The following is a 25,936-nucleotide window of genomic DNA, read 5'->3' on the forward strand; positions in this document are numbered from 1 at the left end:
GATGAGCGGGGAAGGGAAACGGGGCGTTGCCGAATGGCCCAAGCCACCGCGCCCTTCCTCGACTCTACCGTGAAGCCCATCGCGCAGGGAATGCCGGAGTGTTCGGCTGCACCTGTGGTACCTGCCGCCTGCATTCTTTTTCGCAGGCGGGCCGCAGGCGTCAGCCGACGCCTGGCCTTCCCTGCGCCCTCTGCATTTGAAGAGGGACGAACTGATCGCAACGCTCGGGCGCAAATGCGCCGCGAGAACGAGACGTCATGCCGCCCGCTGTTTGACCCGTGTTCCGATCCACCCACCATTGTCGTCCTGGGCAAGCCGTGACGCGCAAAGCGCGTCGCGGCGCCGACCCGGGATCCATACTCCGCGGCAGTCATTGTTTTGCGAGATGATCGACGCGCGTCCCCAAACTCCTCCCTGGGGTTATGGGTCCCGGCGCTCGCCGGGACGACGGCGGAGTTTGTTGATGCAGTTGCAGTTGATACCCGCAAAGGGCCGGCAGCGACACCGCTGTAGGGTGGGCAAAGCAGCCGCCCGCAGGGCGGTTGCGTGCCCACCGTGCATCCAGGCATGCGGAGCGACATGGTGGGCACGGCGCGCGATGGAGCGCAGCATGAGGCGCGCAGTGTCGCCTGCGCGCCTTTGCCCACCCTACGGCTATGCGCCACGCGACGATCAGCCTCGCTGCGTGCTCAATCCACAACCGGCGGCCGGGCGAGCTTGAAATGCCGCAGCATGTCGACCAGCGCGCCGAGCCGCTGCTCGCGATAGGCTGCGACATCCATACCGGAATAATCGAGGAATCCGGCGCCGGTGCGCAGGCCGATGCGGCCCTCCGCCATGTTGCGCTCGATCACCTCGGGCGCGCGATAGCGGTCGCTGTGGAGCGCGCCTTCGAGGTAGCGGCTGGCGTAGTAGAGGATGTCGCCGCCGCCCCAGTCGATGAATTCGAGCAGGCCGAGCACGGCGTAGCGGAAGCCGAAGCCGTAGCGGATCGCCTTGTCGATCTCCTCGGCGCTGGCGACCCCTTCGCCGACCATGCGCGCCGCCTCATTCATGGCGAGCGCCTGGATGCGCGGCACGATGAAGCCCGGCGTGGCCGCGCAGACCACCGGCACCTTGCCGATGCCTTCGAGCAGCGCCTTCAGCCGCGCCGTGACATCGGGGTCCGTCGCCTGGCCCGGCGAGATCTCGACCAGCGGGATCAGATAGGCCGGGTTGAGCCAGTGCGCATTCAGGAAGCGCTCAGGGCGCTCCACCGCACCGGAGAGATCGTCGACCAGGATCGTCGAGGTCGTCGAGGCGATGATCACGTCGGGCGCGACCGCGCGCGACGCTGCCCCGAGCACCTCGCGCTTGAGGTCCACGATCTCCGGCACGCCCTCGAACACCAGGGTCGTCTGCGCCAGCACATCGCCGCTCGCGCTGGCCGGCGCGACGGTGATTTTGCCCATCAGCTTTTCGGCATCGGCGGCTTGCAGCATCCCGAGCCGCGCCAAGGTCGCGAACGTCGCGCCGACCTCGCCGAGCGCGTCGCGCTCCAGCCCGGCGAACTCCCCCGGCGTGCGCGACTTGATGTCGATCATCGTCACGGGATGGCCGGCATAGGCGAAGGCCACGGCGATGCCGCGGCCCATGCGGCCGGCGCTGAGGCAGGCGATATGACCGCGCGCGCTCATCGAGCAAATCCATCACGCAGCAGCGCCTGCAGCGCGGTCCGGTCGAGACCACCAAGGCCGAGGCGGGCGAGCGTGCGTCCCGTTGCCATGAAATCCTCGCCGCAGATCGCACCGCCGATGGCCAGGAAGGCGCGGGCGAGCGGCGTCGGCGTGCCGCTCAGCTCGGCGGCCGAGATCAGGAACGACAGGCCGAGCCTGAGATCCTCGCGCATGTAGCGGTGCTGCGTCAGCACGAGCTGCTCGCGCCAATCGCCGGAATCGGTGAGCCGGTCGTGCGAGCCGCGGCCGTACATCCAGATCTCGCCCTCCTTGGCGTAGTGATGCGCCAGCGGAAAATGCGGCGCGCCGTAGCCGAGCGCTTCGCGCACCGCAATCCGCTCCGCATCGAGCGCATCGGTGACGCGGCGGATCGAAGGTTGCGTGCCCTCCTTGTGGATGTCCCAGCGCTCGAAATGCTCGATCGGACCTGCATTCATCACGATCAGCGGCGGATGGATGATGCAGCCGGCATTCATCAGCGCGCCCGACAGCGCGTCGCCACAGGGCTCGATCACGCCGGGGAAGGCGCGGCCGATCACAGCCAGCGCATGCTCGGCCGTCTTCGAAGGAAACACGCCGACCGGGAGCCGCTTGGCCCGGATGGTGATCGCGACCTCGAACGGGCCGTGCTTGCGCGTCAGCCAGGGCAGCGTGCCGGTCTCGGCGTAGCTGACGTTGGCTTCATTGCCGGCATCACGCGCGGCCGCCGCGAAGATCATCGTGCCGAAGGTCGCCGGCGGCAGGAATACGACCTGACCGTCGACGAGATGCGGCGCAAGTTGGTGCGCGATGGCTGCCTGCGCGAAGGCCGGTGCCGGGCAGAGGATCAGCTCGGCGCCATAGACGGCCTCGCCGATATCCGCCGTGACCAGCGCCAGCCTGGCCTCATGCCGGCCATTGACGTCCTTGACGACGATCGTCGAGCCCGCCGCGCTATGCTGCGCGACAGCGTCCGCATCGCGGCGCCACAGCCGGACCTCGTGGCCGCCGAGCGCGAAATCGCCTGCCGCTGCAAAGGAGCCGTTGCCGCCGCCGAGCACTGCAATTTTCAAGAGCGCGTCTCCATGCCGATCATTTGGGGTCATCGATCTGGCGCAGCAGATGGTGCTGCACCTTGCCGAGCGCAGTGCGCGGCAGGTCGTCGATGAACACGATGTCGCGCGGCACCTTGAAGCGCGCGAGCTGCGCCTGCAGATGCGCGCGCAAGGTGTCCGCATCGAGCGCGCAGCCCTGGCGCTTGACGACGAACGCTACCGGCACCTCGTCCCAGCGCGGATCGGGCCGGCCGATCACGCCGCATTCGACGACGTCGGGATGCTCGCCGAGCACGCGCTCGATCTCGGCCGGATAGACGTTTTCGCCGCCGGAGATGATCATGTTGTTCTTGCGCTCGAGCACGAAGAAGTACCCCTCGGCATCGCGCTGGGCGATGTCGCCGGTGCGGTACCAGCCGTCATGGATCGCCTGCTGCGTGGCTTTGGCGTTGCCCCAATATTCGAAGAACAGATTAGGCCCGCGCACGGCGATCTCGCCCGCCTTGCCTGCCGGAAGCTCGTCGCCGTCCTTGTCGATGATCTTGGCTTCGCAGCACAGCCCGGGCAGGCCGGTGGAGCCTGCGCGCGAGAGGTCGCCGCCGAGCCGTGTGTAGACCGCGATCGGACAGGTCTCGGTCGAGCCGTAGACCTGCAGCACCGGCACGCCGCGTGCGGTGATGCGTTCGATCAGCGCCGGCGGCACGATGCTCGATCCGGTCGCAACAGCTCTCAGCGAGGACAGGTCCGTCGCGTTCCAATCGGGATGCTCGGTGACGGCCTGAATGGTTGCCGGCACCAGCACGGTCAAAGTCGGCCGTTCGTTGACGATCGCCGCCAGTGTCGAATCCGGCGTGAAGCGGGCGTGCAGCGTAACGGTGGCGCCGTGATGCAGCGCCGGCGTGGTCTGGATGTTGAGGCCGCCGACGTGGAACAGCGGCAGCACCGTCAGCACGTGATCGTCGGAGGTGAGGCCATGCATGTGCTGGCTCATCACCCCGTTCCACAGCAACGCCTCCTGGCGCAGCACCGCGCCCTTCGGCCGGCCCGTGGTGCCCGAGGTGTAGACGATCAGCAGCGGGCAGGAGAGGTCGATGTGCGGGTTGCGATCATCGCCGTGACCGCGGCCCAGCAGATCGTCGATCTGCAATCCGCTCGACGGCGCAAAGTCGATGCCGACCGGCACGGTCTCCGGATGGCTCTCGGCGAGCGCCGGCAGCACCGGCGCAAAGGCCTGCTCCAGCACCAGCACCTTGGCGGCAGCATCCGAGAGAATGAAGACCTGCTCGGCCACCGCCAGCCGCCAGTTCAGCGGCACCAGGATCGCGCCGAGTCGCGCACAGGCATAGAGCAAGACCAGATAGTCCGGCCGGTTGAGGCTCAAAATCGCGACGCGGTCGCCGCGTCCGACGCTGAACTCGGATTTCAGCGCCCGCGCTGTCCGCGCTATGCGCTCGCTGAAATCGGCATAGCTCAGCGTCCTGCCTTCGAAGTGGATCGCCGGCTTGTCCGGCGTGAACGCCGCGTTGCGCTCGATCAGGCTGCAGAGGTCCACGCTCAGTCGTCCGTCTCGCCGGGCTCGTACAGTGCCTCGCGGCCGATGCGGTCGAGGCACAATTCGGCGGTCCAGGGCAGCATCAGGGAGCCGCAACGGCTGTCGCGATAGATGCGCTCCAGCGGCAGCGTCTTCAGCATCGATTGTCCACCGCATGTGCGGATGGCGAGCGCCGCCAGATCATTGGCGCCCTCCATCACCGAGTACTGCGCCGCATAGGCGCGCAGCACCTGCTCCTTGCTCGGATTGGCTCGCGCCTCGGAGACGGCCTGGAACCAGATTCCCTTGATCTGCTCCAGCTTGATCTGCATCTGCGCGACCGCGATCTGCTTGGTCGGGTACATCCGCCGCTTGACCGGCGGCATGCCCGGCACCTCACCGCGCAGATATCTGACGGTGAAGTCATACGCAGCCTGCGCCAGCCCCATATAGGTCGGCGACAACGTCATGAACATGTGCGGCCAGCGCATCGCCGCCTGGAAATAGACGCCGCGCGGCATCAAGGCGGCGTCCTCCTCGACGAAGACATCCTTGAAAAGCAGCGTGCGTGACACCGTGCCGCGCATGCCCAGCGGATCCCAGTCGCCGACGACTGAGACGCCCTCCGTTTTCGCCGGCACCGCGAGATAGAGCGTGTTGCGGCGGGATGCCTTCTCGCCCTCGCTGACCTCGGTGCATAGCACACCATAATAGTCCGCGTGTCCGGCGAGCGAGGCGAAGATCTTCTTGCCGCTGACCAGCCAGCCGCCCTTGACCGGCTTGGCCTCAGTACCGAACGCGACGCCGCCCGCTGCCGCCGCGCCACCCTCCGAGAAGGGCTGCGAATAGATCGCGCCGTCGTCGACGATGCGCTTGTAGTGGATCGCGCGCCGCCGCTCGTGCTCGGCGCGGACGTCCTCGTCCATGTCGAGATCGTCGGCGAGCGGTCCGGACCATAAGGTCGAGCAAACGTGCATGTTCCAGGTCAGCGCGGTGGCGCCGCAATAGCGGCCGATCTCGGCGGCGGTGAGTGCATAGGTCTGGTAGCCCGCGCCGAGGCCGCCGAGAGCCTTGGGAACGGAGATGCCGAGCAGGCCCGCGCGATGCAGGTCCTTGTAGTTCTCAGTCGGAAAGCTCGCCTCGCGATCCCAGGTCGCGGCGCGGCCCGCCAGCACGCTCTGTCCGAGTTCCCGGGCCCGTGTGATGATGTCGGCCTGCTCGGCCGTGAGCCGATATGGGGCCGGATCGAACATCGGCGCATCGAGGGCTTCGCCGGAGGCCATCGCCGTCTTCTGGACCGGGATCGTCATCATCTCTCCGCTGTCGCTGGTGTTGCATGTGTCGTCAGGAACGTATCGAGTGCGGCGTTGAACTCGCCGGGCCGTTCGAGATTGACGAGATGGCCGGCGCCCTGAAGTTCGACGTAGTCCGACGAGGGAATGAAGCTCGCCATCTTCTCCATCATCGGCGCCGGCGCGTTGCGATCCTTCGAGCCCGAGAGCACCAGCGTCGGCACCTTGATGTCCTTCAAGGCTTGTCGCCGGTCGAAACCGAGCAGGGCCAGCATGCTGGTGCGATAGCTTGCCTCGGGTACACCGGCCATGCAGGAGGCTGCAATTTCAAGGCCGCGCGGATCGGGATCGTCGCCGACCAACTCCTTGACCAGGTCCGGCGCCAGCGACGCCATCGTCGCGCCCCGATCGAGCGGTCCGAGACGCGCCTCGATGAACGACTTCTGCCAGTCGCCGTCGGCCTTGCCGAAGGCCGGGCTGGTCTGAGCCAACACCACGGCCGACGCGGCCTGCGGATGCGTCGTCAACCATTCCTGTACGATCATCCCGCCGATGGAATGACCAACGAGGATCGGCTGCTTGGCGCCGATCTGGCTCAGGAAATCTTGAAGCGCAGCGGCGAGCGTGGTGATGCTGGCCGTCTCGAGCCGGGCGGATTGGCCATAGCCTGGCATGTCCCAGGCCACCGCATGGCGGCGCTCGCCGAAATAGTCGAGCTGACCGCGCCAGGCGCGTGCCGCGCCGCCGATGCCGTGCAGGAACACCACGGTCTGCCGCTCGGGCGCCCCCGATGCCTCGTAGCCGAAGCGGCCGTCCTTCGTGGTGGTGATTTGCGACGCAGGCACGCAGACCTCCGAGATATGCCTGATACCGCTACGCTGCTCGCTCCAGGCCCTTGAACGCTAGTCGCGGCAACCGGGGTGTCAAGGCGCTTCGGGCGTGTTGTTGCAAAAATTTGAAGTTTAAAATAACTTCGAGGCCGCGATCGTATTGCAAGAGATGAGGAGGCGCGCGTGTCGGGATTGCCTGCAGCTGCGCATGCGATGGTGACGGGCGGCGGACGCGGCATCGGCCGCGAGATCGCGCAAGCCCTGAAGCTTGCCGGCGCAACCGTGACGATCGTCGGGCGCAACGGCGCAACGCTCGATGAGGCGATCGCAGCCGGCTGCGCCGATTACGCCGCCATTGCCGATGTTGCCGATCAGGCCGCGCTGAACGCGGCCGTTGCCGCCGCTGTTGCGCGCCAGCCGATCGACATCCTGATTGCCAATGCCGGAAGTGCCGAGTCCGCCCCGTTCCTGAAATCGGATGCCGCGCTGTTCCGTCGCATGATCGACATCAATTTCATGGGTGTCGTGCATGCCGTGCAGGCAGTGCTGCCGGCGATGAGGGCAAAGTCCTATGGCCGCGTCGTTGCGGTCGCGTCCACGGCAGGGCTCAAGGGCTATCCTTACGTCAGCGCCTACACCGCAGCGAAGCATGCTGTCGTCGGCCTGACGCGCTCGCTCGCGCTGGAGCTGGCTGCGACGCGCGTGACAGTCAACGCAGTCTGCCCAGGCTTCACCGATACGGATCTCGTCGCCGACAGCGTGGACAACATCATGAAGAAGACCGGCCGCAGCCGGGAGCAGGCGATCGCCGAGCTTGCCAAGCATAATCCGCAGGGGCGGCTCATCATGCCGCAGGAAGTTGCTGATACCGTGCTGTGGCTGTGCGGCAGCGGTGCCGGTGCGATCACGGGACAGGCGATCGCTGTGGCCGGCGGCGAGGTGTAGACCGTAACGCCCAACGATAAGATTTGAAGGAAGGAAGCTGACATGTCGAGACACGCCAATCCCGTCACCGTGCCGTTGGCGGACTACAAGCCCAGCCATTTCCTGCTCGCGGTCAAGGATCGCGTCGCGACCGTGACGTTGAACCGGCCCGAGCGCAAGAACCCGCTGACCTTCGAGAGTTATCGCGAACTGACCGACTTCTTTCGGGCCTGCGCGTTCGACGACGACGTCAAGGCGATCATCGTGGCCGGTGCAGGCGGCAATTTCTCGTCCGGCGGCGACGTGTTCGAGATCATCGGTCCGCTGGTGAAGATGGACACCAAGGGTCTGACCGCCTTCACCCGGATGACCGGCGATCTCGTCAAGGCGATGCGGGCCTGTCCGCAGCCGATCGTCGCGGCGGTCGAAGGAATCTGTGCAGGCGCTGGCGCGATCGTTGCGATGGCCTCCGATATCAGGCTGGCTGCAACCGGTGCCAAGGTCGCGTTCCTGTTCAACAAGGTCGGCCTTGCCGGTTGCGACATGGGGGCCTGCGCGATCCTGCCGCGCATCATCGGTCAGTCCCGCGCGTCCGAACTGCTCTACACCGGCCGCTTCATGAGTGCCGACGAGGGCGAGCGCTGGGGCTTCTTCAGCCGCATCGTCGCACCCGCCGACGTGCTGGCGCAGGCCGTGGTGTTGGCAACCGAGATCGCGAACGGCCCGACTTTCGCCAACACGATGACCAAGCGCATGCTGGCGATGGAATGGGCGATGTCGGTCGAGGAGGCGATCGAAGCCGAGGCAGTTGCCCAGGCCTTGTGCATGACGACGGAGGATTTCAACCGCGCCTTCGAGGCCTTCGCGGCCAAGTCGAAGCCGGTCTTCCAGGGCAATTGACAAGCGGAGGGAACCGAAGGGGCTTGCCAGGAGATATTTTAGGGTTAAAATAATTTCGGTTGGCTCGGCACTCCAGCGGAGGCGCTCATGAAGATCGCGATCATCGGCGGCGGACCCGCCGGTCTCTATGCGGCGATACTGCTCAAGAAGCAGCGGCTCGGCGCCGACATCGCGGTCTACGAGCGCAACCGCGCCGACGACACGTTCGGTTTCGGCGTGGTGTTCTCCGATGCCACGCTCGACAATTTCGAGAAGCACGATCTGCCGAGCTACCAGCGGATCACCCAGGAGTTCGCCTACTGGGATGATATTGCCGTGCATTTCCGCGGCACGGTCCACCGGGTCGGCGGCAATGGTTTCTGCGGCTGCTCGCGCCGCACGCTGCTGCGAATCCTGCAGGAGCGAGCGCGCGAGCTGGGCGTGACCCTGCAGTTCGAGGTCGACCTCGAGGACGAGTCGCAATTCGCTGATGCGGATCTCCTGATCCTGTCTGACGGCATCAACAGCCGCTTCCGCCAGAAATACGTCGATCACTTCCAGCCCGAGGTCGATCTGCGCGCCAACAAGTTCGCGTGGATGGGATCGACCAAGCCGCTCGACGCCTTCACCTTCATCTTCCAGGAGACGGAGTGGGGCCCGTTCATCGCGCACGCCTATCAGTACGAGACGGGCCATTCGACCTGGATCTTCGAGACCGATCCAGAGACCTTCGAGCGGGCCGGCCTGACCGGGCTCGATGAGCGGCAATCCGCCGACCGCATGAAGGAGATCTTCGGCTGGTTCCTCGGTGATCATCCGCTGCTGATCAACCGCTCGATGTGGCGCAACTTCCCGATGATCCGCAACAAGCGCTGGGTCAAGGACAACATGGTGCTGCTCGGCGACGCCAAGTCGACCGCGCATTTCTCGATCGGCTCGGGCACCAAGCTCGCGATGGAAGACGCGATCGCGTTGGCTGACGCCATGCAGCGCGCGCCCAGTATTCCGGCCGCACTGGATCTTTATGAGCATGGCCGCCGCGAGGAGGTCGAGAAGACGCAGCATGCCGCCGACGTGTCGCTGGTCTGGTTCGAGCACGTCGACCGCTTCTGGGATTTCGATCCAGTTCAGTTCGCGTTCGGCGTGATGACGCGCTCGAAAGCGATCACCTACGACAATCTCACTCTGCGCGCGCCGGACTTCGTGGCCGAGGTTGACAAGGCGTTCGCGCGGCAGGTTCGCGCCAAGGGCTTCGACGTCGACGTCGAGAAGCCGGTCGCGCCGATGTTCCAGCCGCTCAAGCTGCGCGAGATGACGATCGCAAATCGCGCGGTGCTGTCGCCGATGTGCATGTACTCGGCAGATGAAGGCGTACCCAGCGATTTCCACCTCGTGCACTATGGCTCTCGCGCGATCGGCGGTGCCGGTCTGTTGTTTACCGAGATGACCTGCGTCAGCCGCGAGGCCCGCATCACGCCCGGCTGCGCCGGTCTGTGGAACGACGCGCAGGAGGCCGCTTGGAAGCGCATCGTCGATTTCGTTCACGCCAACTCGCAAGCCAAATTCGCGCTGCAACTTGGCCATGCCGGACGCAAGGGCGCGACAAAGCTGATGTGGGACGGCATGGACCGGCCATTGGAGCAGGGCGGATGGGACATCGTGTCGGCGTCGCCGCTGCCGTACTTCCCTGACAGCCAGGTGCCACGCGAGCTCGACCGCGCGGCGATGGACGCGATCAAGGCCGATTTCGTCGCCGCGGCCGAGCGTGGCGAGCGCTGCGGCTTCGACATGCTCGAGCTGCACTGCGCCCACGGCTATCTGCTCGCGAGCTTCATCTCGCCGTTGACCAACAAGCGGACCGACGCGTATGGCGGCGCGCTGGAGAACCGGCTGCGCTTCCCGCTGGAAGTGTTTGCCGCGATGCGCGCGGCGTGGCCGGCGCACAAGCCGATGTCGGTGCGCATCTCCGCCACCGACTGGGCCGAGGGCGGCGTCGCTGGTGACGACGCGGTGCTGATCGCCCGCGCCTTCGGCGAGGCGGGCGTCGATCTCGTCGACGTCTCGACCGGTCAGACGGTGCGCGAGGCCAAGCCGATCTACGGCCGCATGTTCCAGACGCCATTCTCCGATCAGGTCCGCAACGAGGCCCACGTCGCCACCATGTGCGTCGGCAACATCACCTCGGCCGATCAGGTCAACACCATCCTTGCCGCCGGCCGCGCCGATCTCGTCGCGCTCGGCCGCCCGCATCTGGTCGACCCCGCCTTCACCATGAAGGCCGCGGCCTGGTATGGCGCCGACATGTTCTGTCCGCCGCAATATCTGCCGGGCAAAGAGCAGATCTTCCGCAACAGCGTGCGGGACCGGCAGGATTTCGAGGAGCTGAAGATTAAGGCTAAGCCGAAAACGCGGGCGGAGCTGAAGGCCGAGGCAGCGAAGCCGCTTGCGGCGGAGTGAGCCTCCATGCCACGCTGGGGCTCGATACGTCTGGTGTGAGTGGAGTAGGGCGCGATGAAGGCGATCATCGTTGGTGGCGGTATCGGTGGATTGACCACGGCGCTGATGCTGCGGGCGCGCGGCATCGATTGCGAGCTGTTCGAGCAGGCGGATGCGATCCGCGAGCTCGGCGTCGGCATCAACACCCTGCCGCATGCGATCCGCGAGCTCGCCCAACTCGGACTGCTCGACCGGCTCGACCAGGTCGCCATTCGCACCTCCGAGCTGTTCTACCTGACTCGGCGCGGCCAGGAGGTCTGGCACGAAGCGCGTGGGCTCGACGCCGGCCATGACGTGCCGCAATTCTCGATCCACCGCGGCCGGCTGCAGGGCGTGATCCACCAGGCGGTGGTGGAGCGGCTCGGGCCGGAGAAGGTCCACACCGGCTGCCGGCTCGGCGCCTTCACCCAGGACGAGGGCGGGGTCACCGCCTATTTCTTCGATCGCACCGGGTCTCATGTCCACACCGTCCGTGGCGACGTGCTGATCGGCGCCGACGGCATCCATTCCAAGGTCCGGCAGACGCTGTTCCCCAACGAGGGCGCGCCGTGCTGGAACGGCCTGATGCTGTGGCGCGGCGCCACCGACTGGCCGGTGTTTTTGACCGGGCGGTCGATGATCATCGCCGGCGGCCTGAACGCCAAGGCGGTGATCTACCCGATCGCCGAGGGCTCCAGCCCCGCGACCCGCCTCACCAACTGGGCCGTGCTGGTGCGCATCGGCGATGCCAACACCGCGCCGCCGCGGCGTGAGGACTGGTCGCGGCTCGGCAAGACGGACGAGCTGATGCCGCATGTCAACGGCTTCTCCATTCCCCAGGTCGACTTCGCCGCGATGGTGCGGGCGACGCCGGAGTTCTGGGAGTACCCCTGCTGCGACCGCGATCCGCTGCCGACCTGGTCGAGCGGCCGCGTCACCTTGTTGGGCGATGCCGCGCATCCGATGTACCCGGTCGGCTCCAACGGCGCCTCGCAGGCCATTCTCGATGCCCGCGCGCTCGCCGACGCCTTGGCCCGCTCGGAGCATCCGCGCCAGGCGCTGATGGCCTATGAGCAGAAGCGGCTGCCGATGACCGCCGAGATCGTCGCCTCGAACCGCCGCGGCGGCCCCGAGGGCGTCATCGATGCCGTCGAGCAGCTTGCGCCGCAGGGGTTTACGGACATCAACACCATCCTGAACTACGAGGCCCGCGAGGGCATCGTGCGCGGCTATGCCAGCCGGGCCGGCTTTGCCGCGCGGATGGTGACGCGGCAAGCCTCGTAGCATCAGATCCTCACGCCCCCGGAGGCGGCGGCAGGAAGTGGATGTTGTGCTCGGCGGCGAGCTTGACCACGTCGTCGGGGTTCTGCTCGCGCATGTTGTGGATCGCCCAGAACAGGTCATAGAGCCGGCGCGTCGGTGACACCCAGAACAGCGTCTTCGCGGTCTGCTGCGACTTGTTGAAGATGCCGTGCGGCTTGCCCATCGGCAGTCGCACCGTGTCGCCGGCGGTCGCATACTCCTCGGCGCCGTCGAGGAAGAAGTCGAGCCGTCCTTCGAGGATATAGAGGTACTCGTCCTGGTCGGGGTGGATGTGCGGCGGCACGAAGGTGCCGACCGGGAACGTCGCGTGCCAGGAGAAGCTGTGCTCGGTGCGGTTCTTCGGCACGTAGATCTGGCCGAGGATGTTCCAGGAGATGCCCTGGATGCCCTCATTGGCCCGGGTGATGCCGGCGATTTCCGGATGGCTCATGTTGGTTTTCGCTCCCTGTTCTTACTTGGCCGCACAGTCCTTGGCGTAGCGGTCGGCGTAGTTCTCGAACACCTTCTGCACGATCTCGGTCTGGAACTTGCCGTCCGGACGCTTGGCGACCTTGGTTAGATAGAAGTCCTGGATCGGGTAGCCGTTGGTGTTGAATTTGAAGTTGCCGCGCAGCGAGGCGAAATCGGCCTTCTTCAGCGCCGCGGCCACGGCATCCTTGTTGCTGAGGTCGCCGCCGACCGCCTTCACGGCGCTGTCGATCAGCAGCGCGGCGTCATAGGCCTGCATGGCGTAGGTGCCGGGCACGCTGTTGTAGGCGGCCTCGTAACCGGCGACGAACTTCTTGCTCTGCGGATTGTCGAAATTCGGTGCCCAGTTGGCGCCGCCGAACATTCCGACCGCGGCATCCTGCTGCGCAGGGAGCGTGGACTCGTCGACGGTGAAGGCGGAGAGCACCGGGACGCTGTCGGCAAGGCCCGCCTGCTTGAATTGCTTGACGAGGTTCACGCCCATGCCGCCCGGCATGAAGGTGAACACGGCGTCCGGCTTTTGCGAGGAGATCTTGGACAGCTCGGGCTGGAAGTCGAGCGTGTTGAGCGGAACGTAGGACTCTTCGACGATCTCGCCCTTGTAGTCGAGCTTGAAGCCGGCGACGCTATCGCGCCCGGCCTGATAGTTCGGCACCAGCAGATACATCTTCTTGTAGCCGCGGTCCTGTGCGACTTTGCCGAGAACCGCGTGCACCTGGTCGTTCTGGTACGACGTCACATAGAAATAGGGGCTGCACTCCTTGCCAGCGTAGCTCGACGGACCGGCATTCGGGCTGATCAGGAAGGTCTTGTTCTCCGTGATCGGGCGGTGGATCGCCTGCAGCATGTTGGAGAAGATCGGGCCGACGACGAAGTCGACCTTGTCGCGCTCGAGCAGGCCCTTGGCCTTGGTGATCGCGGCGTCCGGCTTCAGCTCGTCGTCGGCGACGACCACCTCGACCTCCTTGCCGCCCATCTTGCCGCCGAGGTCCTTGATCGCGAGATTGAAGCCGTCGCGGACCTGCCCGCCGAGTGCGGCGGCCGGCCCCGAGAGGGTGACGATGACGCCGATCTTGATCTTGTCGGCGGCCAGCGTCGGCTGCGCCAGCAGGCACGCGACGACGCCGAGTCCAGCGCCGAGACCGACCAGCTTCGAACTCACTTTCATGACAACTCCCCCGGATGCGGAAATTCAGGTTTATGTTTTTTGCACCTGACCAGATGATGCGTCAGACCGCAGCTTGGTCTCAAGCCTAGTCCGATGACGCCCTTACCCGCAAGCGAGCTGCCTGCGGTGAACGGCGGTTTCGGCTGCATGCAAGCAGCGCGCCAATTGCTTGAAGGTTAAAGGAATTACCGTCCTTCCTCCTCTGCCACAGGGGACGGTACGTTTTTCCTTGCTCCCGGAAGGTCCTGAAGGTCAAACTCGCGAGCCTCGCTGGACGAGGCTGAACGTGCCCAAGTGATTCCGTCATGACGCTTGATTCCGAGACCAAGGCCGTCGAGCTGCCCGAGGACCATGCCGAGGAGCTGCGGCTGTGGCTGCGCCTGCTCACCTGCACGACCCTGATCGAGGGCGAGATCCGCAGCCGGCTGCGCGAGCGCTTCGACGTGACCCTGCCGCGTTTCGACCTGATGGCGCAGCTCGACAAGGCGCCTGATGGCATGACCCTGTCCGATGTCTCCAAGCGCATGATGGTTTCGAATGGAAACGTGACCGGGCTGGTCGAGCGCCTGGTCGAATCCGGCCATCTCGATCGCCGCACTTCGGAGACCGATCGTCGGGTTCAGGTGATCCGCCTGACCAAGCTCGGCCGCGCCGAATTCCGCAAGATGGCGGCCGAGCACGAGACCTGGATCGCGGACATCTTCGGCGATCTCACGGAGAAGGACGTGCGTGAGCTGATGCGGCTGCTCGCCAAGACCAAGGGATCGGCGCAGAAAGCCGTGCAGCGCCGGCAGGATTGACGCGAGCCTGACAGGACGTCGCAGGCGACGCTGCTGCGCGCGGCAAACGCTCAAACAATTTGCTGGCAGTGCACAATCTTCGGCTCTTGCGTCCAGATGTTTTAAGTCTAAAATGTTTAGGACTGAAACGTACCGGGCGTCTTTCCTTTCAGACAGGAGCCTGTGATGGCCACCGCCGCCAAAGCTCAACTTCCGGACAGCGCAAAGGCGCATAGCGCCCATGTCGACACCTTCGCTCAGGACAATCTGCCGCCGCGCGAGCTGTGGCCCGACTTCGTGTTCAGCCGGCCCGAATTCCACTATCCGCCACGGCTGAACTGTGTGACGCATTTCGTCGACCGCTGGGTCGAGGAAGGGCGGGGCGATGCGCCCTGCATCATCAGCACCGAGGTCAGCTACACCTATTCCGAGCTGCAGGCCCTGGTGAACAAGATCGCCAACGTGCTCGTCAGCAAGCTCGGCCTGGTGCCCGGCGGCCGCGTGCTGCTCCGCTCCGCGAACAATCCGATGATGGTTGCCACCTATCTGGCCGTCATCAAGGCCGGCGGCATCGTGGTCGCCACCATGCCGCTGCTGCGCGCCAAAGAGCTGTCCTATCCGATCCAGAAGGCGCAGATCGCGCTGGCGCTGTGCGACGGCAAGCTCGCCGACGAGATGGAAAAGACGCGCGCGGTCGCGCCGGCGCTGAAGCGGGTCGTCTACTGGGGCAATGGAAAGCCCGACTCGCTGGAAGCGCTGATTGCGGATGTCAGCCCTGAGTTCACCGCGGTCGATACCGCCTCCGACGATCTCTGCCTGATCGCGTTCACCTCTGGCACCACCGGTGACCCCAAGGGCACGATGCATTTCCACCGCGACATGCTCGCGGTGTGCGACGGCTATGCCCGCAACGTGCTGCGCGCCAGCCAGAGCGATCGCTTCATCGGCACGGCCCCGCTCGCCTTCACCTTCGGCTTCGGCGGCGTGCTGTTTCCGATGCATATCAGCGCGTCCTATGTCGTGCTGGAGAAGACGACGCCGGACGATCTGCTCGGCGCGATCGAGCGCTACAAGGCGACCGTCTGCTTCACGGCGCCGACCGCCTATCGCGCCATGCTGAGCAAGCTGGAGGGGCGCGACATCTCCTCGCTGCGCAAATGCGTCTCCGCCGGCGAGACCTTGCCGAAGCCGACCTTCGACGCTTGGCTCAAGGCCACGGGGCTCAAGCTGATGGACGGCATCGGCTCGACCGAGATGCTGCACATCTTCATCAGCGCCGTCGAGGACGAGATCCGTCCGGGTGCCACCGGCAAGCCGGTGCCGGGCTACGAGGCCAAGATCATCGACGATGAAGGCCGCGACGTGCCGCCGGGCACGATGGGACGGCTCGCGGTGCGCGGGCCGACCGGCTGCCGCTATCTCGCCGACGAGCGCCAGCGCAAATACGTCCAGAACGGCTGGAACGTCACCGGCGACACCTATGTGATGGATGCCGATGGCTACTTCTGGTACCAGTCGCGCTCCGACGACATGATCGTGTCGTCCGGCTACAACATCGCCGGGACCGACGTCGAGGCGGCGCTGCTGACGCATCCCGCGGTCGCCGAATGCGGCGTGGTCGGTGCGCCCGACGAGGCCCGTGGCATGGTCGTGAAAGCCTATGTCGTGCTGGCGCCGGGTGCGGAAGGCACCCCGGAGCTGGTGGCCGAGCTGCAGGAGCATGTCAAACGCGAGATCGCGCCGTACAAATATCCGCGCGCGATCGCGTTCGTGACGCAGCTGCCCAAGACCGAGACCGGCAAGCTGAAGCGGTTCGCCCTGCGCGCGATCGCACAGGCCGCCGCTGCGCCATCGTCGGGCACGGGCGCGTAGCAGAGACAGGGAGAGACGTTCGTGAGCACGACCAAAGCGCCCACGCTCGCCGTGGTGAAGCAGGAGGAGGGCGAAGGCCTGCGCGTCCTGCAGCCGAGCGGCTGGCCGATGCCGAAGGGCTATGCCAACGGCATCAGCGCGGACGGACGGATCGTCGTGACCGGCGGCGTCATCGGCTGGGACGCGAACGAGACGCTGGCCGAGGGCTTCGTGGCGCAGGTGCGGCAGGCGCTGCAGAACATTGCCGCCATCCTGGCCGAGGGCAACGCCGGACCGGAGCATCTGGTGCGGCTGACCTGGTACGTCGTCGACATGGACGAGTATCTCGCCAACCTGAAGGATCTCGGCAGGATCTATCGCGAGATCTTCGGCAGCCACTATCCGGCGATGGCGCTGGTGCAGGTGGTGCGGTTGGTCGAGAAGGCCGCGCGCGTCGAGATCGAGGCGACCGCGGTGGTGCCGCGCTGAGGGCGACGTTCGAGCGGGAGGCGCGAGACCATGGAGATCTCCGTAAAATGCTGCGAAGCCGGGCTCCGCCGTGCGCATGCGTTCCTCCCACCGGTCTGGGCTCGGAGATAATTGAAGCAAAATCCGCGACGCGGTTTCGACCACACCTCGGCGTGCGACATTGCCCTCTCGCGGCGCAGATGCGTCCGAGCTGTGCTGGTCTCGTTCGCCCTCCTGAAATCGAGGGCGCAGGGAAGGCCGGGTGTCCACCACACCCGCGGCCCCCGTGCGAAAAAGTGCACGGGGCAGGAACCACAGGTGGGCCGAACATTCCGGCCTTCCCTGCGCGATGGTCTGACGGCTTATACGTGGTCTCCCTGGTGCACCGGGCTTGTTGGCCACCATGGCGCGCGCAATGCGCTGGGCATTGTCACGCACGTGATACCAGCATCGGGGTATCAGGACATCACGACTTCACCGTACGCCGCTACATCACTCGTCTGCGCGAGATGCGCATGATGCAACCACGTCCATCGCAGCCTGCCCCACGTATCGTGACGACGCGTACGTCCCTCTTCGCCGAGGCAGGATGAGCGCAACCATCGTCCTGATTTGCCCGACGACACAAGGCTGTGACGCTGCGACATGGTAACGCGACGGGCAGTCACATAGCAGGTCACGGATCTCGTGCGGAGCCATTCGTGGAACGAACAAATGTGGTCGTCAGATGAGAATGTCGCCGAACGACGGACTCCGGATCGCCATGCCGCAGACAAAAACCTGTTCGAGCGTGGCAGCGCAGTGGCGGGTGAGAGCAGGGGGCAGATTTGGACTGGAAATTCTTCGTGACGACGGCGCTGGCTGCCGCCATCGGGGCTGCGGCCGGTGCATTGGCGTTGGCAAGTGCTGGTGGCGGCGGCATCGAGCATCAGGCCGACGCCAAGATGCTGGAAATCGGCGTCGCTATCCTGCGCGAGCCGGCGCGGGTGGATGATGATCCGATGCGATCATGGGCGGTGAAAGTGGTGGAGAAGAAGTCCGGCGTGAGTTTTACCGATCAGCAGCGCGCGGCGTTGCTGAAGCGGGCGGCCGGGGGACGGTAGATCAGCGATCCGCTGAATAGCGTGGGCAAAGGCGTGCCTGCGCGATTGCCTGTTTGTCGATGCTGTGTGATAGCAGCCGTGCTGACCATCTTGTGCTGATAGATTTTAGTCGGCGCGCCCCGTGGACTCGGGACCGGTGTCATCAGGTGTCAGAACCAGTTGTGCCTCACGTTCCGGCCGGTGGTTATGGGTCCCGGCGTTCGCCGGGACCCAACCGCGGGACTTTCCTTGGGCCCGAATGGGAGAGATATCCAAGGCCCCGACGCGCTGCTCCATCATGTTGTCATTGGGAGGCGCGCAGCTTCGCTGCGCTCGCAATGACGGGGTGAGAGCGGGGGCTACTGATACGCCGACACGATATCGCTGACGGCGCGCTCCAGTTGCTGCGCGGTCGCGCAGGGGCGGACCACGTTGCAGAAGGTCTGGTAGCGCGGCATCTCGGAATCGCCCCAGCCCCAGGTCACGCGCCCTTCGGGGTTGAGCCAGACCACGCGCTTGGCGCGCTCCGAGATGGCTTTCAGGATGTCGGCGCGTGGGTCGAGCTTGTTGCTGCGGGCGTCGCCGAGCACGATCACGGTGGTCTGCGGCGTGACCGAGGCCATGAACTGCTTCTCGAAATCGACCAGCGAGCTGCCGTAGTCCGACGAGCCGAAGCCGACCTTGTCCATGATCTCGGCCATCGCCTCCTCGGCGGATTTCTGCTCCAGGATCTCGCTGACCTCGATCAGATGGCCAGAAAACGCGAACGAGCGGACGTCGCTGACGACGTCGTGCAGGCTGTGGATCAGCAGCAGGAAGAAGTCGGAGACGCGCGCGACCGAGCCGGAGACGTCGCACAGCGCCACGATCTTCGGGCGGTCGCGATGCCGCCGCTTCCACGCGGTGAGGAAGGGCACACTGCCCCAGGCGGCGTTGCGGCGAAGCGTGCGGCGGACGTCGAGATGGCCGCGGCGCTGGCGCTTGCGCGGCTTGCTGTAGCGCTCGCGCAGGCGGCGGGCGATCTGCCGGATCAGCGCCCGCATCGCCGCGACCTGGCGCGGCTCAATGCGCGATAGCTGCGCGTTGCGCAGGATCTCGTGGCGCAAATTCTCGGTTTCCTCGCGGCCGTACAGTGCGAGCGCCTGCGCGACGGCATCACGCACGGTGTCGCGCAGGCCATCGAGCCCGGCCTGCAGCCGTTCGGCCAGCGCAGGATTGCTTTCGGTCAGTGCGTCCAGATCGTCGCGCAGTCGCTGGATGCCCATCGTCTCCAGCATGCGGCTGGAGAACAGGCCGCGCTGAGTGAAGTAGCGGATCTCGAAAAGGCCGACGGCGCTGGAGGCGTTGGCGATCGCAGCCGAGATCTCGGCCGTGTTCTGCGCGAGCAGCATCTGGGCAAGGGGGCCGAGCTCGGTATTCGCTTTGCCGGTCTGCTGCCCCAACGTCGGCGCTGGCTGGGCTTCGGTCTGCGCCGCCTCCTCTGATCCCTCGTTCGTCTCTGCCTGTGCCGGATCGACATGCGCGAAGAACAGATCGAAGCAGGCGCCAAGCGCCTTCTTCTCGTCCTCGCTCTTGGCCAAGGTCAGCAGCAGGCTGTCGCGCAGCACCGTGCGATCGGACAGGCCCACGCGCGCCACTGCCCGCATCGCGTCGATGCTCTCGGCCGGCGAGACATGCACGCCGGCGCCGCGAGCGGCGCGAAAGAAGCGATGCAGGTTCTCCTGCATGGGGCCCTATCCGAAGATGTTCTGACGCTGCGCCTTGGCGATGAAGGTCGTCACCTGCGGCAGCGCCACCTCGATATCGGACTCGTATTTCAGCAGCACGTTGAGCGTATCCTTCACCACGTCATGGCCGAGCTCGGCCGCCTGCAGCAGCACCAGCACGCGCGCCCAGTCGATGGTCTCGCTGACCGACGGCTGCTTCTTCAAGTCGAGCGTGCGGATGTCATGGATGAAAGCCACGAGCTGCCGCCGCAGGGTTTGCGAGATGCCGGGGATGCGGCTCTCGACGATGCGCTCCTCCAGCTTCTGCTCGGGGAAGCCGATGTGCAGGTGCAGGCAGCGCCGCTTCAGGGCGTCGCCGAGATTGCGCTCGGAGTTGGAGGTCAGGATCACGGTCGGCGGCTTGGCGGCGGCGATGCTGCCGAGCTCGGGGATGGTGACCTGGAAGTCCGACAGGATCTCCAGCAGCAGCGACTCGAACTCGGCGTCCGACTTGTCGATTTCGTCGATCAGCAGCACGCAGCCCTCAGGCTCGAGCAGCGCCTGCAGCAGCGGCCGCGGCTCGACGAACTCCTTGGAGAAGAACACGTCGCCGAAATCATGCAGCTGGGCCAGCGCGGCATGCAGGGTCTGGGCGCCGCCCAGCACCTCGCCGAGCTTGTCCTTCAGGATCTGGGTGTAGAGCAGCTGCTTGGCGTATTTCCACTCGTACAGCGCCTTGGCCTCGTCGAGCCCCTCATAGCATTGCAGCCGGATCATCTTCAGGCCGCGCCAGGCGGCGATCGCCTTGGCCAGCTCGGTCTTGCCGACGCCGGCTGGGCCCTCGACCAGGATCGGCTTGTCGATCGCCTGCGACAGGTAGACGGCGGTGGCGATCTGGCGGCTGGCGATATAGCCCTGGGCGGCGAGACCGGCTTCGACGGCCGCGATCGAGGCGATGGCTGAAGAGGGGGCCGGGGATTCAGCCACTGATCGAACTCCGTTTCCTTGGGCAGTCGGACCTGGAGCTGACGTGATCGGCGGTCCGGTCCCTGCGATGCCCGTCAGGCGAAACCCCTGACATTTGCTGGCTTTGTGTTATGTCCTGGCTACGCGCCCGGCCCATCCTTGTCCAGTGCGGGCGCGTCGGCAGGGCAGCATGGCTGCCTGTCCCGGATCGACGGACCCCGAAAATCACGCCGAGCGGAATATGAACCGATCCATCCTGCATCTCATCGTCCTCCTGGTCCTCGTGGTCGGAGGCGGCTGGATCATCGGCGCCTCGAACCTGCCCGGCGCCTGGTACGGCTCGCTCAACAAGCCGTGGTTCACCCCGCCCGGCTGGCTGTTTCCGATCGCCTGGACCGCGCTCTACATCATGATCGCGCTCGCCGGCTGGCGCACCTATGAACGTGTCGACAGCGGTGCCGTGATGCAGGTGTGGTGGGGCCAATTGGTCCTAAACTTCGCGTGGTCGCCTGTGTTCTTCACCGCGCATCTGATGTGGGTGGCGTTCGCGATCATCGTCAGCATGTTCGTGCTGATCGTGACCTTCATCGTCATGCAATGGCGCGACGACCGGATCGCGGCGCTGCTGTTCGTGCCCTATGCCTGTTGGGTCGCGTTTGCGTCCGCGCTGAATTTCGCGGTGAATGTGCTGAACTGAGATGAGGCGGCTGATGGGGCGAAGCTTAGGACGGTTGGCCAGGCTGCCGCGGCATCCTCCGCCGTCGTCCCGGCGAACGCCGGGACCCATACCGCGGACGGCCGATTGTTGGAAACGGCTCTGCGTCGTCTTTCTTTCTCGACAGAGGGCCCCGGTGGTTATGGGTCCCTGCTTTCGCCGGGACGACAGCGGAGGGTGGGGCAGCCGGCTGTGCATACTGAGGCATGATGTTCGAGGCCTCCAGCCATGAACCTCAAGCAGCTCGAATATTTCGTGCAGGTCGCCGAGCTCGGCTCGTTCAGCAAGGCGGCAAGCGTGCTCGACGTGGCGCAGCCGGCGCTGTCGCGGCAGGTGCGGGCGCTGGAATCCGAGCTGAAGCAGCAGCTGTTCGCGCGCAATGGCCGCGGCGTGGCGCTGACGGAAGCCGGCAAGCGGCTGCTCGACCATAGCGTCGGCGTGCTGCAATTGGTGGCGCATGCGCGCGAGGATCTCGGCACCAGCCGCGACGCGCCGGTCGGCCGCGTCACCATCGGCCTGCCGCCGAGCATCGCGCGGCAATTGACGCTGCCGCTGATCGACCGCTTCCGCAAGGAGTTTCCGGCGGCGCGGCTCGCCGTGGTCGAAGGCCTGTCGACGCATGTGGTGGAGTGGGTGACCACGGGGCGTATCGATGTCGGCATGGTCTACAATCCCGAGGCCCAGGCCGGCATCGAAATTACGCCGGTGCTGCAGGAGCCCTTGGCGCTGGTGAGCCACGCGCCGAAGGGCAAGCGCCGCGTCACCGCGCCGCTGCCGATGGCCGAGCTGTCGCGCTATCAGCTGATCATGCCGGAGCGGGTGCATGCGATGCGGCGTCTGCTGGAGACGCAAGCCGCGCTCGCCGGGATCAAGCTCGACATCGCCTGGGAAGTGTCGAGCGTGCCCTCGATCATCGACCTCGTCTGCGCCGGCTACGGCCACGCCGTGCTGACCCCGAGCGGCGTCGCCGCGTCCGGGCGCGCGAGCGAGCTCGCGATCCGTCCGCTGACCGAGCCGGCGCCGACTAGCGTGCTGTGCCTGGTGACATCAGCGCACAAGCGGCCGACCCCGCTGGCCCAGCACACGATGAAGCTGGCGACGGCCCTGATCAGGAAACTGCCGCGCTGACTGCAGCAATCCGTTTCGGCTCGGCGGGTGCCACCCTCCCCTGGAGGGGGAGGGTGGGTCGCCTGCGAAGCGGGCGAGCGGGGGGGGGTGAAGCCACGGGCGCCGGAGCATCTGGAGAGATCACCCCACCCGGCTCACTTGCGCTGCGCTCAAGCGAGCCGACTCTCCCCCCCTCCAGGGGAGGGGGGAGCCCGGGGCGTCTACGTGGTGCGCAATCCGCAGCCCAGACCCGTTGAGACCCATTCTAAAATCAGCATGGCTCACCTGATATCTCATGCCGTTTTGGAATAGCTGATAGACGCAGCCCGGCGCTGGCGCGCCCTGTCGCGCCCGGTCACATATCCCGTCAAGCCGCCGCAGGCGCAGGGCTGATCGCGCACGGACGCGCGCTCCTTGCGGACCTCGGTGAACGAGCAAGAACAGCCCCCAAGGAAAGTAGAAACGATGCAAACGACCGGCCGCGTCGACGTCCAGGCCTTTCTCGACGATCACAAGTTCTCCGCCTTCCAATGGCTGATCTTCGCGCTCGGCTTCGTCATCGTGCTGCTCGACGGCTTCGACACCGCGGCGATCGGCTTCATCGCGCCGTCGCTGCTCAAGGAGTGGGGCATCGAGAAGTCGGCGCTGGGGCCGGTGCTGAGCGCGGCCCTGTTCGGCCTTGCCGGCGGCGCGCTGTTTGCCGGTCCCGTGGCCGACCGTCTCGGCCGCAAGCTGGTGCTGGTCGGCTCCGTCCTGATCTTCGGCGTCGCCTGCCTGGCCTCGGCGTTCGCGACCAACCTGACCGAACTCACCGTGCTCCGTTGTGTCACCGGCATCGGCCTCGGCGCCGCCATGCCGAATGCCGTGACCCTGCTCAGCGAGTATTGCCCGGGCCGGCTGCGCGCCACCATGACCAACCTGATGTTCTGCGGCTTTCCGCTGGGCGCGGCCTGCGGCGGCTTCCTCGCGGCGTGGATGATCCCGCAATGGGGTTGGCGCAGCGTGCTGGTGCTCGGCGGCGTCACGCCGCTGGTGTTGACCGTGCTGCTGATCGCGATCTTGCCGGAGTCCGTGCACTACCTGCTGTCGCGCGGCGCGAGCGTCGAGCGCGTGCGCAAGGTGATGCGCAGGATCTCGGCGGCTGCAGCGAATGTGAGCCAGTTCGTGATGCTGGAGCCGGAACATGCGGAGACCACCCGCCGCGTCAACGCGACCGGCATCGGCATGGTGCTGTCGCCGGTGCTGCGCGTCGGCTCGGTGATGCTGTGGGTCACCTATTTCATGGGGCTCGTGATCTTCTACTCGCTGATCAACTGGATGCCGGTCCTGTTCAAGGATGTCGGGCTCAACCCGCAGACAGCGACCCTGATCTCGGCGCTGTTCCCGCTCGGCGGCGTCGGCGCGGTGTTCTTTGGCCTGCTGATGGACCGCTTCAACGCCAACCGCATCGTCGCGGTCGGCTACGCCCTGACCGCGGTGACGATCTTCCTGATCGGCCAGGCGGTCGGCAACATCGGCTTCCTGGTGGTGATCGTGTTCGTCGCCGGCGTCGTCATGAACACGGCGCAGTCGTCGCTGCCAGCGCTGGCCGCCTCCTTTTACCCGACCCAGGGCCGGGCCACCGGCGTGGCCTGGATGATGGGCATCGGCCGCTTCGGCGGTATTGCCGGCTCCTTCCTGGTCGCCGAGCTCACGGCCCGCCATCTGACCTTCAGCGAGATTTTCACCGTGATCGCAGTTCCCGGCTTGATCGCGGCGCTCGCCCTTGTGGTAAAGCAGGCCGTGGGACCGGGAGGCCGCGTCAGCGGCAAGGATATCGGCAGCCCTGTGATTGCGCATTGAGCGGCGCCCCGGAAGACAGAGAAGCTTGAGGGAGAGACTGACGTGATCATCGACGTGCACGGCCATTACACGACGGCCCCGAAGGCGCTCGAAGAGTGGCGCAACCGGCAAATCGCGGGCATCAAGGATCCCTCGGTGATGCCGAAGGCCTCCGAGCTCTCGATCAGCGATGACGAGCTGCGCGAGAGCATCGAGAGCAACCAGCTCAAGAAGATGAAGGAGCGCGGCAGCGATCTCACCGTGTTCTCGCCGCGCGCGAGCTTCATGGCTCACCACATCGGCGACTTCCAGGAGTCCTCGACCTGGGCCGCGATCTGCAACGAGCTGTGCTACCGCGTCAGCAAGCTGTTCCCGGACAATTTCATTGGCGTCGCGATGCTGCCGCAGTCACCCGGCGTCGACCCCAAGACCTGCATTCCCGAGCTGGAGAAATGCATCAAGGAGTACGGCTTCGTCGGCATCAATTTGAACCCGGACCCGTCCGGCGGCCACTGGACCTCGCCGCCGCTGTCGGACCGGCACTGGTATCCGATCTACGAGAAGATGGTCGAGCTCGACATCCCCGCGATGATCCACGTCTCGACCAGCTGCAACGCCTGCTTCCACACCACCGGCGCGCATTATCTCAACGCCGACACCACGGCGTTCATGCAGTGCCTGACGTCCGACCTGTTCAAGGATTTCCCAACCCTGAAGTTCCTGATCCCGCATGGCGGCGGCGCGGTGCCGTATCACTGGGGCCGGTTCCGCGGCCTCGCCCAGGAGCTGAAGAAGCCGCTGTTGAAGGATCATCTGCTCAACAACATCTTCTTCGACACCTGCGTCTATCATCAGCCGGGCATCGACCTGCTGACCGGCGTGATTCCGATCGACAACATCCTGTTCGCGTCGGAGATGATCGGCGCCGTCCGCGGCATCGATCCCGAGACCGGCTTCTATTACGACGACACCAAGCGCTACATCGAGGCAGCCAAGCTGACGCCCGAGCAGCGCCACCAGATCTACGAAGGCAATGCGCGGCGCGTATTCCCGCGTCTCGACGCCGCGCTGAAGGCCAAGGGCAAGTGAACTAGGACCAGCGAGATGAGCACACCCATGAACAATCTCGGCATCGTCAAGAAGAGCATCACTCGCGCCGACAAAGCCGCGGTGGAGAAGCTGTCGAAATTCGGCGTCGCCACCATCCACGAGGCGATGGGCCGGGTCGGCCTGATGCAGTGCTACATGCGTCCGATCTATCCGACCGCGAAGATGTGCGGCACGGCCGTGACCGTGCTGCTGCAGCCCGGCGACAACTGGATGCTGCATGTCGCCGCCGAGCAAATCCAGCCCGGCGACGTTGTCGTCGCCGCCTGCACGGTCGAGAACACCGACGGCTTCTTCGGCGATCTCCTGGCCACCAGTTTTCGCGCCCGCGGCGCCCAGGGCCTCGTGATCGACGGCGGCGTCCGCGACGTCGCTGATCTCACCGAGATGCAGTTTCCGGTGTTCTCGCGCGCGATTTCCGCACGGGGAACGGTCAAGGCTACGCTCGGCTCGGTGAACATCCCGATCGTCTGCGCCGGTGCGGCGGTCAATCCGGGCGACGTGATCGTCGCCGACGTCGACGGCATCGTCGTCGTGCCGGCCGCGGTCGCTCATCAGGCCGCAGATGCCGCCGCCGCGCGCGAGGCCAACGAGGCCGACAAGCGCGAGAAGCTGGCGTCCGGCGTGCTCGGCCTCGACATGTACAAGATGCGCGAGCCGCTGGCGAAGGCCGGGCTCAAATATATCGATTGAGC

Annotated in this window: 22 protein-coding genes and 1 pseudogene; 14 read left to right on the forward strand and 9 right to left on the reverse strand. The window is 65.8% G+C overall.

The window, feature by feature from the left end:
- Positions 1-321 (forward strand): annotated as a pseudogene (locus tag QX070_RS32220) (hypothetical protein); the annotation flags it as partial.
- Positions 322-689: 368 nt separating this feature from the next.
- Here the strand turns inward: QX070_RS32220 and QX070_RS32225 are convergent.
- Genes QX070_RS32225 through QX070_RS32245 form a run of 5 tightly spaced genes read right to left on the reverse strand, consistent with a single transcriptional unit; the run spans position 690 to position 6,417 of the window.
- The gene (locus tag QX070_RS32225) at positions 690-1,676 is read right to left on the reverse strand and encodes a 3-hydroxybutyryl-CoA dehydrogenase (protein WP_315741169.1); all 987 of its coding nucleotides are present in this window, start codon (positions 1,674-1,676) and stop codon (positions 690-692) included.
- Positions 1,673-2,767: an NAD/NADP octopine/nopaline dehydrogenase family protein gene (locus tag QX070_RS32230; protein ID WP_315741170.1), complete on the reverse strand. Its 1,095-nt coding sequence runs from the start codon at positions 2,765-2,767 to the stop codon at positions 1,673-1,675. The genes QX070_RS32225 and QX070_RS32230 overlap by 4 nt, the downstream gene beginning before the upstream one ends.
- Before the next feature lie 19 nt (positions 2,768-2,786).
- A complete protein-coding gene (locus tag QX070_RS32235) occupies positions 2,787-4,301 on the reverse strand; it encodes a long-chain fatty acid--CoA ligase (RefSeq protein WP_315741171.1) in 1,515 nt (504 codons plus the stop codon).
- A 2-nt stretch (positions 4,302-4,303) separates the two neighbouring features.
- Positions 4,304-5,590, reverse strand: a complete 1,287-nt coding sequence (locus QX070_RS32240; RefSeq protein ID WP_315741172.1) for an acyl-CoA dehydrogenase family protein — start codon at positions 5,588-5,590, stop codon at positions 4,304-4,306.
- Positions 5,590-6,417 (reverse strand): alpha/beta hydrolase, encoded by an 828-nt coding sequence (locus QX070_RS32245; RefSeq protein ID WP_315741173.1) that lies wholly within the window; start codon positions 6,415-6,417, stop codon positions 5,590-5,592. The genes QX070_RS32240 and QX070_RS32245 overlap by 1 nt, the downstream gene beginning before the upstream one ends.
- A gap of 168 nt (positions 6,418-6,585) precedes the next feature.
- Between QX070_RS32245 and QX070_RS32250 the strand changes: the two genes are divergently transcribed.
- From QX070_RS32250 to QX070_RS32265, 4 genes are all read left to right on the forward strand, one after another.
- The gene (locus QX070_RS32250; protein WP_315741174.1) at positions 6,586-7,347 is read left to right on the forward strand and encodes an SDR family oxidoreductase; all 762 of its coding nucleotides are present in this window, start codon (positions 6,586-6,588) and stop codon (positions 7,345-7,347) included.
- Between the two features lie 42 nt (positions 7,348-7,389).
- Positions 7,390-8,226 (forward strand): enoyl-CoA hydratase family protein, encoded by an 837-nt coding sequence (locus tag QX070_RS32255; protein ID WP_315741175.1) that lies wholly within the window; start codon positions 7,390-7,392, stop codon positions 8,224-8,226.
- Between the two features lie 87 nt (positions 8,227-8,313).
- On the forward strand, positions 8,314-10,662 hold the full coding sequence (locus QX070_RS32260; protein ID WP_315741176.1) for a bifunctional salicylyl-CoA 5-hydroxylase/oxidoreductase: 2,349 nt from the start codon (positions 8,314-8,316) through the stop codon (positions 10,660-10,662).
- A 54-nt stretch (positions 10,663-10,716) separates the two neighbouring features.
- Entirely contained in the window at positions 10,717-11,964 is a 1,248-nt protein-coding gene (locus QX070_RS32265; RefSeq protein WP_315741177.1) for a flavin-dependent oxidoreductase, read from the forward strand.
- Between the two features lie 10 nt (positions 11,965-11,974).
- Here QX070_RS32265 and QX070_RS32270 read toward each other — a convergent pair whose 3' ends face one another.
- Together QX070_RS32270 and QX070_RS32275 are read right to left on the reverse strand one after the other, a co-directional pair.
- Positions 11,975-12,433 carry a cupin domain-containing protein gene (locus tag QX070_RS32270; RefSeq protein WP_315741178.1) on the reverse strand — a complete coding sequence of 153 codons (459 nt, stop codon included), beginning with the start codon at positions 12,431-12,433 and terminating at the stop codon, positions 11,975-11,977.
- A gap of 21 nt (positions 12,434-12,454) precedes the next feature.
- A complete protein-coding gene (locus QX070_RS32275) occupies positions 12,455-13,639 on the reverse strand; it encodes an ABC transporter substrate-binding protein (protein ID WP_315741179.1) in 1,185 nt (394 codons plus the stop codon).
- Between the two features lie 305 nt (positions 13,640-13,944).
- Between QX070_RS32275 and QX070_RS32280 the strand changes: the two genes are divergently transcribed.
- The 4 genes from QX070_RS32280 to QX070_RS32295 all read left to right on the forward strand — a co-directional run bounded on the left by QX070_RS32280 (position 13,945) and on the right by QX070_RS32295 (position 17,840).
- Positions 13,945-14,439 (forward strand): MarR family transcriptional regulator, encoded by a 495-nt coding sequence (locus QX070_RS32280; protein WP_315741180.1) that lies wholly within the window; start codon positions 13,945-13,947, stop codon positions 14,437-14,439.
- A gap of 165 nt (positions 14,440-14,604) precedes the next feature.
- Positions 14,605-16,290 (forward strand): benzoate-CoA ligase family protein, encoded by a 1,686-nt coding sequence (locus QX070_RS32285; protein ID WP_315741181.1) that lies wholly within the window; start codon positions 14,605-14,607, stop codon positions 16,288-16,290.
- Positions 16,291-16,311: 21 nt separating this feature from the next.
- Positions 16,312-16,758, forward strand: a complete 447-nt coding sequence (locus tag QX070_RS32290) for a RidA family protein (protein WP_315741182.1) — start codon at positions 16,312-16,314, stop codon at positions 16,756-16,758.
- Positions 16,759-17,564: 806 nt separating this feature from the next.
- Complete coding sequence (locus QX070_RS32295) at positions 17,565-17,840, forward strand: hypothetical protein (RefSeq protein WP_315741183.1); 276 nt, start codon at positions 17,565-17,567, stop codon at positions 17,838-17,840.
- 338 nt (positions 17,841-18,178) lie between these two features.
- On the opposite strand, the gene QX070_RS32300 is transcribed toward QX070_RS32295, so the two are convergent.
- Both QX070_RS32300 and QX070_RS32305 read right to left on the reverse strand, forming a co-directional pair.
- The gene (locus QX070_RS32300; RefSeq protein WP_315741184.1) at positions 18,179-19,546 is read right to left on the reverse strand and encodes a vWA domain-containing protein; all 1,368 of its coding nucleotides are present in this window, start codon (positions 19,544-19,546) and stop codon (positions 18,179-18,181) included.
- Positions 19,547-19,552: 6 nt separating this feature from the next.
- Positions 19,553-20,512 carry a MoxR family ATPase gene (locus QX070_RS32305; protein ID WP_315741185.1) on the reverse strand — a complete coding sequence of 320 codons (960 nt, stop codon included), beginning with the start codon at positions 20,510-20,512 and terminating at the stop codon, positions 19,553-19,555.
- Positions 20,513-20,774: 262 nt separating this feature from the next.
- Between QX070_RS32305 and QX070_RS32310 the strand changes: the two genes are divergently transcribed.
- The 5 genes from QX070_RS32310 to ligK all read left to right on the forward strand — a co-directional run bounded on the left by QX070_RS32310 (position 20,775) and on the right by ligK (position 25,934).
- Entirely contained in the window at positions 20,775-21,188 is a 414-nt protein-coding gene (locus QX070_RS32310; RefSeq protein ID WP_315741220.1) for a TspO/MBR family protein, read from the forward strand.
- 246 nt (positions 21,189-21,434) lie between these two features.
- Positions 21,435-22,334 (forward strand): LysR substrate-binding domain-containing protein, encoded by a 900-nt coding sequence (locus tag QX070_RS32315; protein ID WP_315741186.1) that lies wholly within the window; start codon positions 21,435-21,437, stop codon positions 22,332-22,334.
- A gap of 444 nt (positions 22,335-22,778) precedes the next feature.
- Positions 22,779-24,155, forward strand: a complete 1,377-nt coding sequence (locus QX070_RS32320; protein ID WP_315741187.1) for an MFS transporter — start codon at positions 22,779-22,781, stop codon at positions 24,153-24,155.
- A 42-nt stretch (positions 24,156-24,197) separates the two neighbouring features.
- Positions 24,198-25,223: an amidohydrolase family protein gene (locus QX070_RS32325; protein ID WP_315741188.1), complete on the forward strand. Its 1,026-nt coding sequence runs from the start codon at positions 24,198-24,200 to the stop codon at positions 25,221-25,223.
- Between the two features lie 15 nt (positions 25,224-25,238).
- Complete coding sequence (gene ligK, locus QX070_RS32330; protein ID WP_315741189.1) at positions 25,239-25,934, forward strand: 4-carboxy-4-hydroxy-2-oxoadipate aldolase/oxaloacetate decarboxylase; 696 nt, start codon at positions 25,239-25,241, stop codon at positions 25,932-25,934.
- Positions 25,935-25,936 lie beyond the last annotated feature (2 nt).

The organism is Bradyrhizobium sp. SZCCHNR1093 (assembly GCF_032381175.1).
GTDB lineage: Bacteria > Pseudomonadota > Alphaproteobacteria > Rhizobiales > Xanthobacteraceae > Bradyrhizobium.

What these genes read in the sequence shown, in the direction of transcription:
- QX070_RS32260 (WP_315741176.1), top strand. Translation starts at nt 8,314, where the DNA reads ATGAAGATCGCGATCATCGGCGGCGGACCCGCCGGTCTCTATGCGGCG.
- QX070_RS32300 (WP_315741184.1), bottom strand. Translation starts at nt 19,546, where the DNA reads ATGCAGGAGAACCTGCATCGCTTCTTTCGCGCCGCTCGCGGCGCCGGC.
- QX070_RS32275 (WP_315741179.1), bottom strand. Translation starts at nt 13,639, where the DNA reads ATGAAAGTGAGTTCGAAGCTGGTCGGTCTCGGCGCTGGACTCGGCGTC.
- QX070_RS32270 (WP_315741178.1), bottom strand. Translation starts at nt 12,433, where the DNA reads ATGAGCCATCCGGAAATCGCCGGCATCACCCGGGCCAATGAGGGCATC.
- QX070_RS32255 (WP_315741175.1), top strand. Translation starts at nt 7,390, where the DNA reads ATGTCGAGACACGCCAATCCCGTCACCGTGCCGTTGGCGGACTACAAG.
- QX070_RS32265 (WP_315741177.1), top strand. Translation starts at nt 10,717, where the DNA reads ATGAAGGCGATCATCGTTGGTGGCGGTATCGGTGGATTGACCACGGCG.
- QX070_RS32225 (WP_315741169.1), bottom strand. Translation starts at nt 1,676, where the DNA reads ATGAGCGCGCGCGGTCATATCGCCTGCCTCAGCGCCGGCCGCATGGGC.
- ligK (WP_315741189.1), top strand. Translation starts at nt 25,239, where the DNA reads ATGAGCACACCCATGAACAATCTCGGCATCGTCAAGAAGAGCATCACT.
- QX070_RS32285 (WP_315741181.1), top strand. Translation starts at nt 14,605, where the DNA reads ATGGCCACCGCCGCCAAAGCTCAACTTCCGGACAGCGCAAAGGCGCAT.
- QX070_RS32240 (WP_315741172.1), bottom strand. Translation starts at nt 5,590, where the DNA reads ATGACGATCCCGGTCCAGAAGACGGCGATGGCCTCCGGCGAAGCCCTC.
- QX070_RS32280 (WP_315741180.1), top strand. Translation starts at nt 13,945, where the DNA reads ATGACGCTTGATTCCGAGACCAAGGCCGTCGAGCTGCCCGAGGACCAT.
- QX070_RS32315 (WP_315741186.1), top strand. Translation starts at nt 21,435, where the DNA reads ATGAACCTCAAGCAGCTCGAATATTTCGTGCAGGTCGCCGAGCTCGGC.
- QX070_RS32320 (WP_315741187.1), top strand. Translation starts at nt 22,779, where the DNA reads ATGCAAACGACCGGCCGCGTCGACGTCCAGGCCTTTCTCGACGATCAC.